At 56.8% G+C, this 15,308-nt stretch carries 16 protein-coding genes and 1 tRNA gene; 11 read left to right on the forward strand and 6 right to left on the reverse strand.

All coding sequences use genetic code 11. The features are described 5' to 3' along the window. The first annotated feature begins 84 nt into the window (after positions 1-84). Positions 85-1,044 (forward strand): homocysteine S-methyltransferase family protein, encoded by a 960-nt coding sequence (locus tag AB2B41_RS10370; protein WP_367877713.1) that lies wholly within the window; start codon positions 85-87, stop codon positions 1,042-1,044. A 231-nt stretch (positions 1,045-1,275) separates the two neighbouring features. Here AB2B41_RS10370 and AB2B41_RS10375 read toward each other — a convergent pair whose 3' ends face one another. Beyond that, positions 1,276-1,617, reverse strand: coding sequence for a hypothetical protein (locus AB2B41_RS10375; protein ID WP_367877714.1), 342 nt, complete (start codon positions 1,615-1,617; stop codon positions 1,276-1,278). An 85-nt stretch (positions 1,618-1,702) separates the two neighbouring features. Between AB2B41_RS10375 and AB2B41_RS10380 the strand changes: the two genes are divergently transcribed. From AB2B41_RS10380 to AB2B41_RS10415, 8 genes are all read left to right on the forward strand, one after another. After that, positions 1,703-3,271 carry a winged helix-turn-helix domain-containing protein gene (locus AB2B41_RS10380; protein ID WP_367877715.1) on the forward strand — a complete coding sequence of 523 codons (1,569 nt, stop codon included), beginning with the start codon at positions 1,703-1,705 and terminating at the stop codon, positions 3,269-3,271. Between the two features lie 916 nt (positions 3,272-4,187). After that, positions 4,188-5,126 (forward strand): hypothetical protein, encoded by a 939-nt coding sequence (locus tag AB2B41_RS10385; protein ID WP_367877716.1) that lies wholly within the window; start codon positions 4,188-4,190, stop codon positions 5,124-5,126. Then, on the forward strand, positions 5,123-5,836 hold the full coding sequence (locus AB2B41_RS10390) for a helix-turn-helix domain-containing protein (RefSeq protein WP_367877717.1): 714 nt from the start codon (positions 5,123-5,125) through the stop codon (positions 5,834-5,836). Before AB2B41_RS10385 ends, AB2B41_RS10390 begins: the two co-directional genes overlap by 4 nt. A gap of 541 nt (positions 5,837-6,377) precedes the next feature. Next, positions 6,378-6,860, forward strand: a complete 483-nt coding sequence (locus AB2B41_RS10395) for a hypothetical protein (protein WP_367877718.1) — start codon at positions 6,378-6,380, stop codon at positions 6,858-6,860. Between the two features lie 247 nt (positions 6,861-7,107). Continuing rightward, positions 7,108-7,365: a helix-turn-helix domain-containing protein gene (locus AB2B41_RS10400; protein WP_367877719.1), complete on the forward strand. Its 258-nt coding sequence runs from the start codon at positions 7,108-7,110 to the stop codon at positions 7,363-7,365. 17 nt (positions 7,366-7,382) lie between these two features. After that, positions 7,383-7,658, forward strand: coding sequence for a helix-turn-helix domain-containing protein (locus AB2B41_RS10405; RefSeq protein WP_367877720.1), 276 nt, complete (start codon positions 7,383-7,385; stop codon positions 7,656-7,658). Positions 7,659-8,165: 507 nt separating this feature from the next. Continuing rightward, the gene (locus AB2B41_RS10410; RefSeq protein ID WP_367877721.1) at positions 8,166-8,444 is read left to right on the forward strand and encodes a hypothetical protein; all 279 of its coding nucleotides are present in this window, start codon (positions 8,166-8,168) and stop codon (positions 8,442-8,444) included. Between the two features lie 387 nt (positions 8,445-8,831). Further along, positions 8,832-9,170 (forward strand): helix-turn-helix domain-containing protein, encoded by a 339-nt coding sequence (locus tag AB2B41_RS10415; RefSeq protein WP_367877722.1) that lies wholly within the window; start codon positions 8,832-8,834, stop codon positions 9,168-9,170. Between the two features lie 195 nt (positions 9,171-9,365). Here the strand turns inward: AB2B41_RS10415 and AB2B41_RS10420 are convergent. Continuing rightward, positions 9,366-9,441 (reverse strand) — tRNA-Lys (locus tag AB2B41_RS10420). A 96-nt stretch (positions 9,442-9,537) separates the two neighbouring features. Here AB2B41_RS10420 and dapF point away from each other — a divergent pair. Together dapF and mtaB are read left to right on the forward strand one after the other, a co-directional pair. Further along, entirely contained in the window at positions 9,538-10,380 is an 843-nt protein-coding gene (gene dapF / locus AB2B41_RS10425; protein ID WP_367877723.1) for a diaminopimelate epimerase, read from the forward strand. Beyond that, positions 10,377-11,630: a tRNA (N(6)-L-threonylcarbamoyladenosine(37)-C(2))-methylthiotransferase MtaB gene (gene mtaB, locus AB2B41_RS10430; protein ID WP_367877724.1), complete on the forward strand. Its 1,254-nt coding sequence runs from the start codon at positions 10,377-10,379 to the stop codon at positions 11,628-11,630. The genes dapF and mtaB overlap by 4 nt, the downstream gene beginning before the upstream one ends. 101 nt (positions 11,631-11,731) lie before the next feature. Here the strand turns inward: mtaB and AB2B41_RS10435 are convergent, their stop codons facing one another. The 4 genes from AB2B41_RS10435 to AB2B41_RS10450 all read right to left on the reverse strand — a co-directional run bounded on the left by AB2B41_RS10435 (position 11,732) and on the right by AB2B41_RS10450 (position 15,241). Next, positions 11,732-12,523: a cytochrome c1 gene (locus AB2B41_RS10435; protein WP_367877797.1), complete on the reverse strand. Its 792-nt coding sequence runs from the start codon at positions 12,521-12,523 to the stop codon at positions 11,732-11,734. 11 nt (positions 12,524-12,534) lie between these two features. Continuing rightward, entirely contained in the window at positions 12,535-13,878 is a 1,344-nt protein-coding gene (gene petB / locus AB2B41_RS10440) for a cytochrome b (RefSeq protein ID WP_367877725.1), read from the reverse strand. A gap of 12 nt (positions 13,879-13,890) precedes the next feature. Then, positions 13,891-14,451, reverse strand: coding sequence for a ubiquinol-cytochrome c reductase iron-sulfur subunit (gene petA / locus AB2B41_RS10445; RefSeq protein WP_367877726.1), 561 nt, complete (start codon positions 14,449-14,451; stop codon positions 13,891-13,893). Positions 14,452-14,629: 178 nt separating this feature from the next. Continuing rightward, a complete protein-coding gene (locus AB2B41_RS10450; RefSeq protein ID WP_367877727.1) occupies positions 14,630-15,241 on the reverse strand; it encodes a glutathione S-transferase in 612 nt (203 codons plus the stop codon). Positions 15,242-15,308: the final 67 nt, after the last annotated feature.

The raw sequence follows: 15,308 nt of genomic DNA on the forward strand, positions 1-15,308 counted from the left end.
ATCAGAATGGCGCCTCCGCCTGCGACCAAGGGCGCAAAACCACAATCGGGCGCATTTTCCAAAGCGACAAGGGAGAGAAATAATATGTCACAAGAAGACAGTTTGCCACAGATGAACGGTCAGAACATGACCTGCGGAGGTGGGTTCGAGACCTGGCTTCAATATGTCGACGGGTTCGAGCTGAGACACTTCTGTGCCTTCGAGCTGATCAACGATAAACGCGGTCTGGCGTGCCTAACCGACTATCAGCGTAAGCTGGTTGAGGCGGCTGTTGAAAACGGTTTCGGCGTTATCAACGAGGGCCTACATTACCGTGCAAGCCGCGACTGGGGAGAATTGATCGGATTTTCCCGTGAGGCCCTCGAAGAAATCAACATCCGTGGCATCGAGTTCTACAGAGACATCGCCAAGGAATACGAAAGCCCTGAAACGCCGATGCTCGTCGGCGGCGTGATTGGTCCACGAGGGGACGCCTACAATGTCGGTCGGACTCCGAATGTCGCCGAAGCGGAGGATTACCACTCCGAGCAAATTCAGACCTTCAAAAAGGCCGGTGCTGATCTTGTTAGTGCTTTGACTTTTTCAAGCGTCGAAGAGGCGATTGGCCTTGCGAAAGCCGCAAAGGCCGAGGGCATGCCAGTCGTCATTTCTTTCTTCATCGCAAAAGGTGGAAAGTTGAAAGGGGGCGAGACCCTCGAAGAGGCAATTGCCGCCGTCGACGCAGCAACCGATAATGCGCCAGTTTATTATATGATAAACTGCACGCACCCGACCGAGTTCGCGCCGGCCCTGACCGCAGGCGATTGGATCAACCGGCTGGGCGGCTTCATGCCGAACGCCGTTGCTATGGAAACACTCGATCTATGCAAACTAGGTCATCTTGAAGACGGTGATCCGAAAGAGCTAGGGGGCCAGATGGCCGAAATCGCGCGACGGCTCCCGCATATCAACGTCTGGGGCGGATGTTGTGGAACGGATGGCCGTCATATCGCAGAGATCGCGCGACAAGTGGGTAAGGTTCGATGTGACAATGCGGCCGTTTGAAGGTCTGCTACGTCCGCATCTGAGACGTCGGAGGCATCAGTGCCGAATGGCAGGTGCTGGGAGAAGCGGTCGTTCGGGCGCCAAAGCGGACGTCGCCGGTCGGTTCGGTCGTCTCGAATGGCTTCTGAACGCGGCTTTGCAGACATCTGACAAAAGCGGTCAGATGTCTCAGAAGAGCCCATTCCAACCGATACTGCAGTTCGAGCGAACGTCCGCTTGAGCCAAGGAGTTTCAAGAAACTGGCTTTGGACAATCTTCCAGCGGAACGAACAGATATTTGATCACACGTTCGTTCTTGAGACGAAACACTCGGTTTGCATTCATTTCTGGCGTTGCGGCTGACTGCGTACAGAGATGGTACTCTTTTCCTACGGCTTGGACGATGCGCGGATCGCCATGGCCTAACTGGATTTGCAGACTGCGCACGTAATAGCCGTCTGGATTTGATGTCACATCATCCTGTGCATTGGTTTGGCTGATGTGGGTTTGCCCGCAAAGCTGGTCGATCATTGATTGTGCTTCGACCGCACCCCCGACGATGGACAGAGCAAAAACATATGCAGAAACTTTCATTGTGGTATCCTCCTACCGATGTTGCGATTTGCCCAGTACGACTAGCTTGTGATCTGAATGGGCCAACCTCTAGGAGCAGAAGGACATGTCAGAAGGCGAATTGTCCCGAAGCCGACCCGAAATCGCGACGAAATCGCATCAAACTCTGTCGCTCGGAGAATTCAGATTTGATGCGGCTTTGCCGGAACTGACGAATGCGTCCGGTGTGCCAGTCGATCTACGTAGTCAAAGCCTTGAGGTGCTCCGCTTGCTTGCAGACAATGCCGGTCAGGTCGTCAGCAAGGACAGCCTGATTGAGACGATCTGGGGAGATACTTTCGTAACCGATGACAGTCTTGTTCAATGCATTTCCAACATTCGCCGTGCCATTGAAGATCGGGATCACAAGGTGATCCAAACCCTTCCGCGACGCGGCTACCGGCTGAATCCGGGTCGCGCCACGCCTCATTTACCTGCCCTGGCCTTGCCCAGTCTTGCCGGTCGGCATGCCATCGCGGTCATACCCTTCAGCAGCCTCAGCGAAGATCGCGAGCAAGACTTTTTCGCCGAGGGGCTCAGCGAAGACCTAATCGCACGCCTATCGATGGTGCGGGCGTTGACGGTTTTGGCGGTTCCATCACGTTATGCATTTGGTGGGGATTTCACACGCGCCGAGAATGCAGGGACCGATTTTGAGCCTGAATTCCTGATCAAAGGCGCGGTGCGACGCGCGGGCGACATCGTCCGGGTAACGGTACAGCTTGTCAGCAATAGCAACGGTACGATTGTCTTTTCTCGACGCTATGACCGGCGTATAGATGACATCTTCGAAATTCAGGATGACCTCGTTGGCGAAATCATCGCCGAAACACAGGTCGCCCTGACCGAAGGCGAAGCCGCCCACCTGGCGTTTCGCCGGACAAGAAGCGTTGAGGCATGGGAATATTTTCATCAGGGCGTTCTGGAGCACATAAAATTTGGGCCCGATTCAATTCCAGCGGCCCGCCGCATGTATCGCAAGGCGCTGGATATTGATCCGGACTATTATGATGCGATGGTTGCCGACGGCTGGGCGCTTTGGGTAGAGGCGCGGTCGTCATATGATGTAAGCCAGCTCGACGCCCAGCGCGAATGTCGGACTCTGGTTGATACGTTGATCTCGCGGTGGCCGGATCTGCCTGACACCATTCACCTCGACGCGGTGCTTTTGATGATGGAAGGCGACCATGAAGCTGCCGAGGCTCGGGCCGATCAAGGTCGCAAAGCGGGTCGATGCTATTTATGGGGGTACGCGATTGTTCATATTTACGGAGGAAGCGTGCAAAAAGCGGCTGAGCTTTTCCGCGAATCTATCAACAACTCGCTCGTCCTCAACAACGATGCGTTGTATTGTTATACGCAGTGCCTAACCCTATTGGGTGAATATGAACAAGCGATAATCTTGGCCAAGGAATATCGGCTACACGTGCCAGCAACCGTCTATGGCTATACCTTGCTGGCTACTGCTCAAGCGATGGCGGGCCAAACTGCAGTGGCCGCTGAGACGGTCGCAGCCCTGCGGCGGGCGCATCCTCGTTTCACCCTCACAATGTTTCGTCGGCACGAACCCTACCGTGATCCTGAAACCTTGAACCGCATCGTCGCGCTGCTGCAAACTGCCGGTGTTCCACATTAAACGCACTCAAAGACTTCCTAATGCGTGCGATCACACTTTTCACGGCACTTAATCTTCCCGACTTTGGGCATTTCGCTCGTTTGGCAGCCTTCCTAATTCTCATATCGCCTACGATTTGCGAAACTGCTGTGGTCGCGAGCGCGACCGTAATTGACACCTAACTGAGAGCAGACATTGGTGTTTTTGCAGCGGAAGCTCACTCAGTCCGCATCTGGGACATCGATCGTGTCCGCAGCGAATGGCCGAAGTCAATAAGAGCTGTCGTTGCAGCCAAGAAGCAGACGTTGGTTGCGATCTTCGGCTTGATCTAAAGACATATCGCTGACAGCGATAATATCTAATTTTTACATATGCTTAGAAAAATACTGGGATTGACTGTTGGGAAATGATGCGTGATATTACTCTAGAACGTATGATGAACGTCAACGGGCAACGACGCCCATCCTTCAAGGAGCCAGATGTGACTTACGGAACTGATAACCGGATGGTCTAGGTCTCCGATCGAACCCATCCTTTAGCTGAAGGAAAGGGTTCATGGCTCTTAATAGGAATGCCGTTCTACCGGCAGAACAATCCAACTCAAGTCAGCCGCTTCAAGCGGAGCGTCGTATCACACCCGCGCAGGTTCAAGAGCTTTGCGGCGGTGTCTCGAGCATGACCATTTGGAGATGGCTTCGTACGCCGGAAATGAGTTTCCCCCGACCAATTAAGATTCGGAATCGTCGTTATTGGAAGCACTCGGAGGTCGTCGCTTGGCTTGACGCGCAGACCGAGGACGCGACATGAGAGCGGTGAAGAAAAGCCCCAGCGCAGCGGCAACTGCATCCGGGGCTCGGGGTGTGTATGAAGTAAGCCAACTTCTTGCTGAATATGTCGCGCTTTTCCCCATTTTGACACGGCACTGGGGGGCGCTGACATGAGCAGAGTTACAGGTGGCCGTAAATTTGCCCGCCCGCGTGGCTACATCCATAACTACCGTCCACAGAAGAAAACCCGCGAGCTATTGGCACAAGCGCAGAAGGTGCTTGACGAATACAGGGACTATTGGCCGCTGACATGCCGTCAAGTCTTCTACCGGATGGTGGGCAGGCACGGCTATGAAAAGACAGAAACCGCCTATGCTCGTCTCTGTCACCACCTCGCAAACGCCCGTCGGGGTAAGTTAATACCGTTTGAGGCGATCCGCGATGACGGCGTTATCAGCTATAACCTCGGGCACTTCGACGACCGAGACGCATTCATGGACCACGTGCGACGTCTAGCCGCAAACTACAAACGCAATCGTTTGACAGCGCAAAAAGTTCACATGGAAGTGTGGTGCGAGGCTGCTGGGATGCTGCCCCAGCTTTACCGGGTTGCCGAGCCGTATTCCATCCCGGTCTATTCGTCAGGCGGTTTCGACAGCGTAACAACGAAGAAGTGGATAGCAGATCGCATCTGCGACATAGAAAAAAAGGCAATCATACTGCACCTCGGGGACTATGACCCAAGCGGGGTTTCCATCTTTGACAGCGTAGCAGATGACGCGGCTGCCTTTGTAATCGCTGACAGGCGGCATGCTCTTATCAGTGTTGAGTTTGAGCGGGTAACGCTGACCCATCAGCAGGTGCAAGAAAACGCGCTGCCAATGTCTCCACCAAAGTCGACAGACAGCCGGTCTAAGTCGTGGAAAGGTGGCACCTGCCAGCTAGAAGCTCTGCCGCCTGACGTGATCGCGGGTGCTCTGAATGAGGCTATCGAGCGTCGCATTGACAGGAAACAACTCATTGCTGACTTAGAAGCCGAGGACGAAGACCAGCAATTCGTCCGTAGCCTAATGCTCGAGCTTGACAGCCTTGGGGAGCCGCCGAAATGAGCCATCACGCAACGCATTGGCTCGCCGAACTGCCCGCTTCAGATCTCACCGCAAGCGAATTTCGGGTACTCTTTTACCTGTGCGATTGCCACAACCCATCACAAGGTTGCTTTCCGACGCAAGCCTTCCTCATGCACAAGACTGGAGTCTCGAACGGCACCTTGAACAATGCCCTCAAGTCTCTTGAAGCGAAAGGGATCATTGTGCGTAGAAGTCGCTATGACAACGTCGCCAAGAAGCGACTGCCCACTCGGTACTTGCTCGGATTTGAACTCGAAGCAAACCATACTCCAGATTCTGGAGAAAGGGCCGAACCTAACTCCAGTTCAGAGCAAGACCTTACTCCAATTTCACCTGCGACCAATCTCCAGCCCACTGGAGAAGTAACCTGTAAGGAAATCAGTAATGAAGCAGTAAGGGCTCCTGCTCATTCACCTTCTAAGATCGGTTTTCCTGCACAATGGAAGCCGGACGAAGAACTTACACGTTGGGCTAGGTCTCAAGGCTGGACTGATCATGACATAGAGAGGCAAATTGAGCGCTGTTCTATCTACTACCGTCAGAAACGGGTCTCAGACCCAGACTGGACTTGGCGCAAATGGATGGAGCGGGAAAAGGAGTATCGCACAAAACCACCCTCCTCCTCGCTCTGGGATGACCCAATAAGGCGTCGAAAGTACATGGACCGCAAGTATGGACCGGTATCATGAAGGAGGATTGGTCCAAATGCCCAGCCGTTCGTCAGGGGCTACGAGCGCTGAGCGTGCGTAACCGACAACAATAAATCCGAGATCAGAAGATGACGACGGTACGAAATAACGGCCCAACAACGTATACAGACCCCAAGACCGGCAAATTCAAAGCGGGCAACCCGGGCCGACCGCGGGGCGCGCGGCATAAGAGTTCGATAATCGTTGAAGGTCTTTTACGCGGAGAGGCTGAAGCGCTAGCACGTAGGGCAATCGAACTTGCGCTTGGCGGTGACACCACTGCGCTTAAGCTCTGTCTCGAGCGGATCACGCCGCCGAGACGCGACGCCACAATTGAGATTGAGATGCCGCCCTTAGTTGGCGCGAAGGATGCCGTAACAGCGGCTCAGAGCGTCTTACAGGCCGTCTCAGCGGGTCAGATAACTCCAAGTGAGGCAAGTGACCTGATGGCCCTTGTAGAGCGCTACAGGCGCGTCCTCGAGCTTTCTGAGCTTCAGGGTCGGCTTGAGGCCTTGGAGCGCGCAGTTGGAGGGTCCGGTAATTGAAGAAGATTGGTCCAAAGGTCTATGAGAGCCTCTCGCCGCGTCAGCGGGCAGTCGCCTACATTGAAGCTTTAGCCCGACAGGATGTCCCTGAGCAGCAAAGGCTTCTGAGGACCTGCCCGAAAGTTACGGTGGTGCTCATCGATCCACGATTTACCGACATTGTTGAAAGGGTCATGGCCATGGCAGTCGCTAAAGAGGCCGATCTGCGAGATTGCATGATCGAATGGCTTCTTGCCATCCGGATTGATCCGAAGAGTGCAAGGGGTAGTCTTCAGCGGTTCTCAAACGTCGAAAGGGCATGGAAGCTAGTTCTCGACAGCATCGGAATTGATGAACAGGTCATGGCGATAGCCGGTCCTCCACCGAGCCCATATTTCGAATCTTTTGAACGCCTTTTACCCGAACCCGATGAGACGTCCGCTATGGCGCTCTCAAAGGAATTGGCAATCTGCCTGAAAGCAAAACCGAGCGCGTCTTAACGCTAGGCCCAGCGTACTAGGCTAATTTACACCCGCGCCAAACAGCATCGTTCCGATAGACCAGATGCCCACGAAACGCTAACAATCAAACCGGACCGCCCGATAGGGGATACCACGTGCATGGGTCGGTGAAACAAATTTGGCTCTGGGCTAAATATGACAAATCGATTCATAAGGTTTTTTTCTTTGGTTACCTTGAGCTCTCAACATTTCCCGATGCAAGTCACCGAGGTGCTTTGTGACAAATATGTTGCTTGAGGATGATAGCCCCGAGGCTGTTGCCGCTAGATTAGCGAAGGTGAGGCAAATTCTAGGCTTAACAAAACGTGAGTTTTCCGAGCGCGCTGGGTTATCCGAACAACAGTATGGACCCTATGAAAATGCCAAACGCGACTTAAGCCTTCTTGCGGCCAAGAAGTTGCGCGGTGCCTACTCTTTACCGCTGGACTTCATATACTTCGGCAAAATTGACGACCTGCCTCACAGGATAGCGAGACACTTGTAGTTGGTGCTTTGAATCATATGAAAAATTTGGAGCGTATAAGAAAGGAGCGTGGGATAACGCAGGTGGTTCTTGCTGAACGGTCAGGCGTAAAGCAAGCGACGATTTCTCGGATAGAGAAGGGTGTGAACAATCCGTCTTTGGCCGTAGCTGAAAGGATAGCCGAAGCGTTAGGCGTCAGTATGGTAGAGTTGTTCGGACTTCCCGAGTTAGAAGAACAAACCTTTCTGGAAGCATTTCGATCAGCAACGCCAGAACAGCGTGCCGCCATCATAACCCTTTTAACCTCTGACTAATAACCCTTTTAACCTCTGACTAGATGCCGTGTCTTTGAAACGCAAACCCCTGCTACCAAAAGAGGTAGCCGCCGCCATGTCGGGCCGATCGGTAGAACGCCAGAACAGAAACTGAACGTGAAAGTGTAAACGCACTGTAAACGCACCTTTTGGAAGTGCCACTTTATGCATAATTATCAATGTATTAGAGCGCTTTTTGAGGTGATTGAGGAACATCTCTCCCCCACATGAAAAACTATCCAGACATTGCATACAGACTGAGGGCGGCAAGGCTGGGATTGTCTAGCGACAATCAAAAGGAGTGGGCAGAACGCCAAGGGTTCAATCCTACGCAATACCGCAATTGGGAAACCGGGTCGCGACGCATCTCCATCGATTGCGCCACGGTGCTTTGTGACCGCTATGGGCTGACGCTGGATTTTATATATCGAGACAGGCGCGAGGGCCTATCTGCCGCTGCTATGAAGGCGCTCTCCGAGCATCTAACAGATAACACTGGTGAACCACGTGATTAGAAACGCCAAAGACATCGCAGAAACACTGGCCGCGATACGCCGCGCCTTCGGTGACGGGCCAGACATGACTAGAGCCAAATGGGCGGCTCGTCATAGCTTCAACTACACGCAATATGCCAACTGGGAAACGGGGGCCCGGCGCATACCAATTGAAGCCGCTGACGTGCTTTGTGACCGCTACGGGCTGACGCTGGATTTCGTATATCGAGACAGGCGCGATGGCCTATCGGCCGCCGCCATGAAGGCGCTTGCCGAGCATCTAGACAGATAGCCATGAGGATCGCCAATGCCGACGTTACCTGAGAAGTCTTTTGCTGACATAGGGGAGCGTTTGCGCTGGCATAGGAATTTGCTGGGTTTAGAGCAGGCAGACTATATCGCCCCGCTCCCTGCCGTGAAACGAACGGCGTACTCAAATTGGGAAGTCGGCTCCTCGCGCCTTTCGCTTAACGGCGCACTGCAATTGTGCCAGCACTATGGGCTCAGTTTGGATTTTCTGTTCTTAGGCAATGCCGACAATCTGCCTATGTCGCTACGTAACGCTTGGGTGTCTAGATCGGACAGCAGACCATGATGTTCTCCGACCACCGCGCGTGGAGAATGGGAGAGGAGGGCTTGAGACTCGGTTCTTCATTGAAGCTCTTGGGTCCCCCCGGATATGGACGGTGATATGGATGGGAATGCGTTTGTCAAAAAGCTTCGTCAAAGAATCGAGGGTGACCCCAACCTTACGCCCGCGGGACTTGCGCAGCTTGCTGGGATAGACGGTAGCACGATCCGGAAGATGCTTTCGATAAAAGGGGCCAGCCCACGCATTGTCACAGCAGAAAAGATTTGCGCAGCGTTGGGTACCAACTTTAATGACTTTATGTCGGATGGGCCCGATCCTCATCATAAAGAAATTCTTCAACTATATGATCAGCTGACCGAAGAGGAGCGTCGACTGATTTTAGCCGCGGCAAGAGGGATGCTCTCACAGAGACATGAGCAAATCTAGTTCGCGAATTCAGGTATGAGTCAGTTCGAGCCCGGGTCAGAGTTATTTCTGTTAACCGAAGAGTCTGCGATGGGCACAGGACTAATTGTAGAGACTAGCGCCTGAAAACACTGCTTTTGTTACCCCAAATGTTACCCCGGTGAGGCCAGAGGGCTGGGTCTACGGCAAAATATTCGGCTAACTATCTGATTTCAGTGGTGAGCCGTACAGGATTCGAACCTGTGACCCACTGATTAAAAGTCAGTTGCTCTACCAACTGAGCTAACGGCCCACGTCCGGAGTACTTAGAAAGCTCGGTGCGGGGGGTCAAGCCCATAAAACGTTAAATGACGGGCACATGCTGGATATGTGACCGGGGCCGGGTTATATGCGCGCCATGGACCGGGATGCACCGCAGAATCTGCCCTTCATGAAGATGCACGGGCTGGGAAACGACTTTGTCGTCGTGGATGCGCGCGCGCAGAATCGGGTGATTACGCCAAAGATGGCGCAGGGAATCGGGCACCGGCATTTCGGCGTGGGCTTCGACCAGCTTGCCGTGATTTCGGAGGGCACCGGGGACGCGCATCTGACCTTCTACAATGCCGATGGCTCCACCTCGGCCACCTGCGGCAATGCCACGCGGTGCATCGCGCGCTTTCTCATGGATGAGAGCGGCCAGTCGCGGCTGACCCTGACCACGGATCGCGGGACGCTGGTGGCCGAGGATGCCGGCGACGGGCTCACTGCCGTCAACATGGGCCAGCCCCAGCTTGATTGGTCCGAGGTGCCGCTGGCGCGCGAGATGGACACGCTGGAACTGCCCGTCGACGGCGCACCGACCGCCACCGGCATGGGCAATCCGCACTGCACTTTTTTCGTCAGGGACGTGGCCGCAATCGACCTTGCGCAGTTCGGCCCCGGCATCGAACATCATGCGCTCTATCCAGAGCGCACCAACGTCCAGATCGCCCAGATCGTCGGTCCGGATCACATCCGCATGCGGGTCTGGGAAAGGGGCGTGGGAATCACGCTGGCCTCGGGGTCCTCCTCTTGCGCGACGGCTGTTGCGTCGGCGCGGCGGGGGCTGACGGGCCGCAATGTCCGGATCGATCTCGACGGCGGCACGCTGCAGGTGGATTGGCGCGAAGACGGTGTCTGGATGATCGGGCCCACCGCCCATGTTTTTGACGGTGTGCTGACCGGCGATTTCCTGCGGAGCATCGAATGAGCGCGCCGGTATTCAGCAACCACGGCTGTCGCCTGAACGCCTACGAGCTTGAGGCGATGAAGGACCTCGCAGGGCAAGCGGGGCTGGAGAATGCCGTCGTGGTGAACACCTGCGCCGTGACCGCCGAAGCAGTGCGCAAGGCGCGGCAGGACATCCGCAAGCTGCGCAAGACCCATCCGGAGGCGCGGCTCATCGTGACCGGCTGCGCCGCGCAGACCGAGCCGGAGACCTTCGCCCGCATGGCCGAGGTTGATGCCGTCATCGGCAACACCGAAAAGATGCAGCCCGACACGTGGAAGGGCCTCGCCGCAGATTTCATCAGCGAAACGGAGGCGGTGCAGGTCGATGACATCATGTCGGTAACGGAAACCGCGGGTCACCTGATCGACGGTTTCGGAACCCGCAGCCGCGCCTATGTGCAGGTCCAGAATGGCTGCGACCACCGCTGCACCTTTTGCATCATTCCCTACGGGCGCGGCAATTCCCGGTCGGTCCCGGCGGGCGTCGTCGTGGACCAGATCAGGCGGTTGGTTGATAAAGGCTTCAACGAAGTGGTGCTCACCGGTGTGGACCTGACCTCATGGGGTGCGGACCTGCCTGCGGCCCCCCGTCTTGGCGATCTGGTGATGCGTATCCTGAGGTTGGTGCCCGATCTGCCACGCCTCAGGATCAGTTCCATCGACAGCATCGAGGTGGACGAAAACCTGCTTGCCGCCATCGCGACAGAACCGCGTTTGATGCCCCATCTGCACCTCTCGCTCCAGCATGGCGACGACCTGATCCTCAAACGGATGAAGCGGCGGCACCTCCGCGACGATGCGATCCGTTTCTGCGAGGAAGCAAAACGCCTGCGCCCGGACATGACATTCGGCGCCGATATCATCGCCGGTTTCCCGACGGAGACAGAGGAGATGTTCGAGAATTCCCTGCGGCTGGTCGAAGAATGCGATCTGACCTGGCTGCATGTATTCCCGTATTCCGCGCGCCCCGGGACACCAGCGGCGCGCATGCCTGGCGTCGACGGGCGCGCAATCAAGGAACGCGCGGCACGGCTTCGCGCAGCTGGCAAAGCCCAGGTGGCCCGGCATCTGGCGGCGCAGGTGGGGCGCCAACACCACGTGCTCATGGAAAGCCCCACCATGGGGCGCACCACGCAATTCACCGAGACCGTATTCGACACGCCGCAGGTCGAGGGCAGCATCGTCGAGGCGACGATCCGGCAGGTGCGGGGGACGCAGCTGGCCGCCTGAATGCGCGCAGTGGCGGGCCGTTGGTCGACGCCTGCATGCCGACCAAAGAAAAACCCCCGCGGGCGCGCCGCGGGGGTTTCACTTCTTCAAATGGGAAGAGCCTATTCTTCCTTCATGCGGCGCTTGACCGGCGCCCAGATGCGCTTGTTGGTCAGGTACAGCAGCACCGCCAACACTGTCAGGAACAGCACCCCGGCAAAACCGGCCTGCTTGCGGGCCATCATCTTGGGCTCTGCGGTCCACATCAGGAAGGCCGCGACGTCCTCCGACAGGTGCTCCAGATCGGTCGAATGGCCATCCGCGAATTCGACGTCATCGCCATAAAGCGGCGGTGCCATTGCGATCCAGCCGCCCGGGAAGGCCGTGTTCTCATAGAACACCACACCCGCCTGCTCTTTCTCTTCACCGGTGTAGCCGGTCAACAGCGATGCGATGTACTCCGGACCGCCGATGCCCTTGAAGAACTGGTTGATCCCGAGCCCATAGGGCCCGTGGAAACCGGCGCGCGCCTTGGCCATCAGCGACAGGTCGGGCGCGTTCTCGAGGTTGGACGCGGGGAAGTGATCGGTCGGCTTGGCCTCGCGGAAATCGTCGATCTCGGGATCGAAGACTTCATACTGCTTGGCGTATTCGATCACCTGCTCCTCAGGCAAGCTCGGCCCGCCGTCGTCACCAAGGGTACGGATCGGCACGAACTTCAGACCGTGGCAGGCGGAACAAATCTCGGTGTAGATTTGCAGACCGCGCTGCAACTGATTCACGTCATAGGAGCCGAAGGGCCCTTCGAAGGAAAAGTCGAAGTCCTCGACATGCGCGTCGGTTGCCCCGGCGGCCATGGCACCGGCGGTGCCAAGGCCCAGCGCCACGAAGGCTGCGGTGATTGTCTTGATCATGCTCATAGTCTTCACTCCGCCGGGTTCACGAGGGTCTTCGTGCCACCCGTCTTGGGCGCGTAATGCGCTTTGTAGTCTTCCTCGATCGTCGCGGGCTGTGCCAGCGGCTTCTCGATCACGCCAAGCAGCGGTAGGATCACGAGGAAATAGGCGAACCAGTAGGTCGAGGCGATCAGCGAGAAGGTCGCATAAGGTTCTTCCGCGGGCATGGCACCCAGCCACATCAGCGCGAAGAAGTCGATCACCAGCAGCCAGAACCACCACTTGAACATCGGGCGATAGCGGCCCGAACGCACGTTGGACGTATCCAGCCACGGCACGACGGCCATCACCGCGATTGCGCCGAACATCGCCAGGACGCCAAAGAACTTCGCGTCGATGATGCCACCGGTCAGGAAGGATGCAATCTGCACCACCCAGACTTCGGAGGTGAAGGCACGCAGGATCGCGTAGAACGGCAGGAAATACCATTCCGGCACGATGTGTGCAGGCGTCGCCAGCGGGTTCGCCTCGATGTAGTTATCCGGGTGGCCGAGGTAGTTGGGCATGAAGCCAACGACCGCGAAGAACACCACGAGGATCACCGCAAGGGCAAAGAGGTCTTTCATCACGAAGTAGGGCCAGAAGGGCAAAGTGTCCTTTTCCGCTTCTTCCTTCGACGTACGACGCACTTCGACACCGGTGGGGTTATTATTACCCGTGGTGTGGAACGCCCAGATGTGCAGGATCACGAGGCCCGCAATCAGGAACGGGAACAGATAATGCAAGCTGAAGAAACGGGTCAGAGTGGCGTTGTCCACGGCCGGGCCGCCCAGAAGCAGGGTCTGCAGGCTGTCACCCACGAAGGGGATGGCGCCGAAGAGGCCGGTGATCACGGTTGCACCCCAGAAGGACATCTGGCCCCAGGGCAGCACGTAGCCCATGAAGGCCGTGGCCATCATCAGCAGATAGATCAACATGCCGATGATCCATGTCACCTCGCGCGGGGCCTTGTAAGACCCGTAGTAGAGACCACGGAAGATGTGCAAATAGACGGCGATAAAGAACAGCGATGCGCCGTTTGCGTGCATGTAGCGCAGCATGTGGCCGCCATTCACGTTCCGCATGATGTGCTCGACCGAGCCGAAGGCGAGATCGACGTCAGGCGTGTAATGCATTACCAGCACGATGCCGGAGATGATCTGCAGCGCCAGCGTGAAGGTCAGAACGATGCCCCAGATCCACATCCAGTTCAGGTTCTTGGGCGTGGGGATCATCAGCGTGTCGTACAACAGGCCGACGATGGGCAGGCGCTTGTGCAGCCACTTTTCGCCACCGGATGTCGGTTCGTAATGGTCGTGAGGAATTCCAGACATTGATATTCTCCCTTAACCCAGTTTGATCGTGGTTTCGTCCACGAATTCGGCGACCGGTACCGGCAGGTTGGTCGGCGCAGGCCCGCGGCGGATACGGCCCGCAGTATCATAGTGCGACCCGTGGCAGGGGCAGAACCAGCCGCCAAAGTCGCCCGCATCACCCAGAGGCACACAGCCGAGGTGGGTGCAGACGCCCATCATCACCAGCCATTCACCGGCCTCGTCGAGGGTGCGGTTCTGGTCAAGCGCGGGCTCGGAACCGCTGATGTTCTCATTCTGCGCGATCGGATCGGGAAGGTCGGACACGTCAACCGCACGGGCCGCGTCGATCTCTTCCTGCGTGCGACGGCGGATGAACACGGGTTTGCCAAGCCATTTCACCGTCAGCTGCGAACCGGGTTCAAGCGCGCCCACATCCACGCGGATGGACGACAGCGCCAGCACGTCTGCCGAAGGATTCATCTGGTTGATCAGCGGCCAGACCGCAGCGCCCACGGCCACCGCGCCAGTTCCCGCTGTTGCATAATACAGGAAATCCCTACGGGTGCCTGCGTGATCTTCTGCGTTCGACACGTGTTTTCTCCAAGTCTTGCCGGACCAAAGGCCCAATGGACATTTGGGCAGCGCAAACGCACGCCACCCGGTTGAGGGGCTATCTAGCCCGCTGACCCCGGTGCGTCTAGATGCCAATCACGCGCAAACCGTCGCAGGTGGGGGTTAAGAACATGAAAACCGGGGTGTTCTGCCGCATCTAACCCGCTGGCGGGCGCGTTGCCTGCATCGAGGGACGCGAATCGAAGCCTTCGAACCACGCCGCCAGCGCATCGTTCCCCTTGCGCCATCCGCGTGCATCGTGGCGAAAATCGAGATACGCCAGCGCGCATCCCACCGCGATATGCCCCATGTCGAGCGGACCGGACAGGTGTCTCATCCAGCGACTGTTGAGCGCGCCCACGGCGCGCGAAACCTTGGCCCATTGCGCATCGACCCAAGCGGCGGATTGTTCGTTCTCGGGCCGCAGCCGGAGCTCGTAGGACATGGACACGGCGCTGTCCATGATGCCCTCGCCCGTCGCTTCCAGCGTCAGGGTCTCCCAGCGGCGGCTGTCCTGCGGGTAGAAGTTGCCGTCAAAACGCTCGTTGAGAAACTGGCAGATGACCCGGCTGTCATAAAGCGTCGGGCCGTCGGGACGTTCAAGCGCGGGAATGCGGCCCAGCGGGTTGCTCGCCACCAGCCCGGGATCGGATGCGAAGGCGGTTGTCTGGATGGTCTCCAGTTGCACGTCATCGGCATGACCCAGCTCGTGCAGCAGAACCACGACCTTGCGTACGAAGGGCGAAGCGGGGGAGTAGAACAGTCTCATAGGGCACCTCGGTTTGATGTTGCGCAGACTATCGCTGTTCAGGTGTTTGGGTGCAATCGCCACATTA

It is taken from the genome of Sulfitobacter sediminis, assembly GCF_040811725.1.
Lineage (GTDB): Bacteria > Pseudomonadota > Alphaproteobacteria > Rhodobacterales > Rhodobacteraceae > Sulfitobacter > Sulfitobacter sediminis.

Coding starts and splice junctions, on each gene's coding strand:
- AB2B41_RS10400 (WP_367877719.1), top strand. CDS start 7,108: ATGTTGCTTGAGGATGATAGCCCCGAGGCTGTTGCCGCTAGATTAGCG.
- mtaB (WP_367877724.1), top strand. CDS start 10,377: ATGAGCGCGCCGGTATTCAGCAACCACGGCTGTCGCCTGAACGCCTAC.
- AB2B41_RS10370 (WP_367877713.1), top strand. CDS start 85: ATGTCACAAGAAGACAGTTTGCCACAGATGAACGGTCAGAACATGACC.
- dapF (WP_367877723.1), top strand. CDS start 9,538: ATGCGCGCCATGGACCGGGATGCACCGCAGAATCTGCCCTTCATGAAG.
- AB2B41_RS10405 (WP_367877720.1), top strand. CDS start 7,383: ATGAAAAATTTGGAGCGTATAAGAAAGGAGCGTGGGATAACGCAGGTG.
- AB2B41_RS10450 (WP_367877727.1), bottom strand. CDS start 15,241: ATGAGACTGTTCTACTCCCCCGCTTCGCCCTTCGTACGCAAGGTCGTG.
- AB2B41_RS10415 (WP_367877722.1), top strand. CDS start 8,832: ATGGACGGTGATATGGATGGGAATGCGTTTGTCAAAAAGCTTCGTCAA.
- AB2B41_RS10435 (WP_367877797.1), bottom strand. CDS start 12,523: ATGATCAAGACAATCACCGCAGCCTTCGTGGCGCTGGGCCTTGGCACC.
- AB2B41_RS10390 (WP_367877717.1), top strand. CDS start 5,123: ATGAGCCATCACGCAACGCATTGGCTCGCCGAACTGCCCGCTTCAGAT.
- petB (WP_367877725.1), bottom strand. CDS start 13,878: ATGTCTGGAATTCCTCACGACCATTACGAACCGACATCCGGTGGCGAA.
- AB2B41_RS10385 (WP_367877716.1), top strand. CDS start 4,188: ATGAGCAGAGTTACAGGTGGCCGTAAATTTGCCCGCCCGCGTGGCTAC.
- AB2B41_RS10380 (WP_367877715.1), top strand. CDS start 1,703: ATGTCAGAAGGCGAATTGTCCCGAAGCCGACCCGAAATCGCGACGAAA.
- AB2B41_RS10375 (WP_367877714.1), bottom strand. CDS start 1,617: ATGAAAGTTTCTGCATATGTTTTTGCTCTGTCCATCGTCGGGGGTGCG.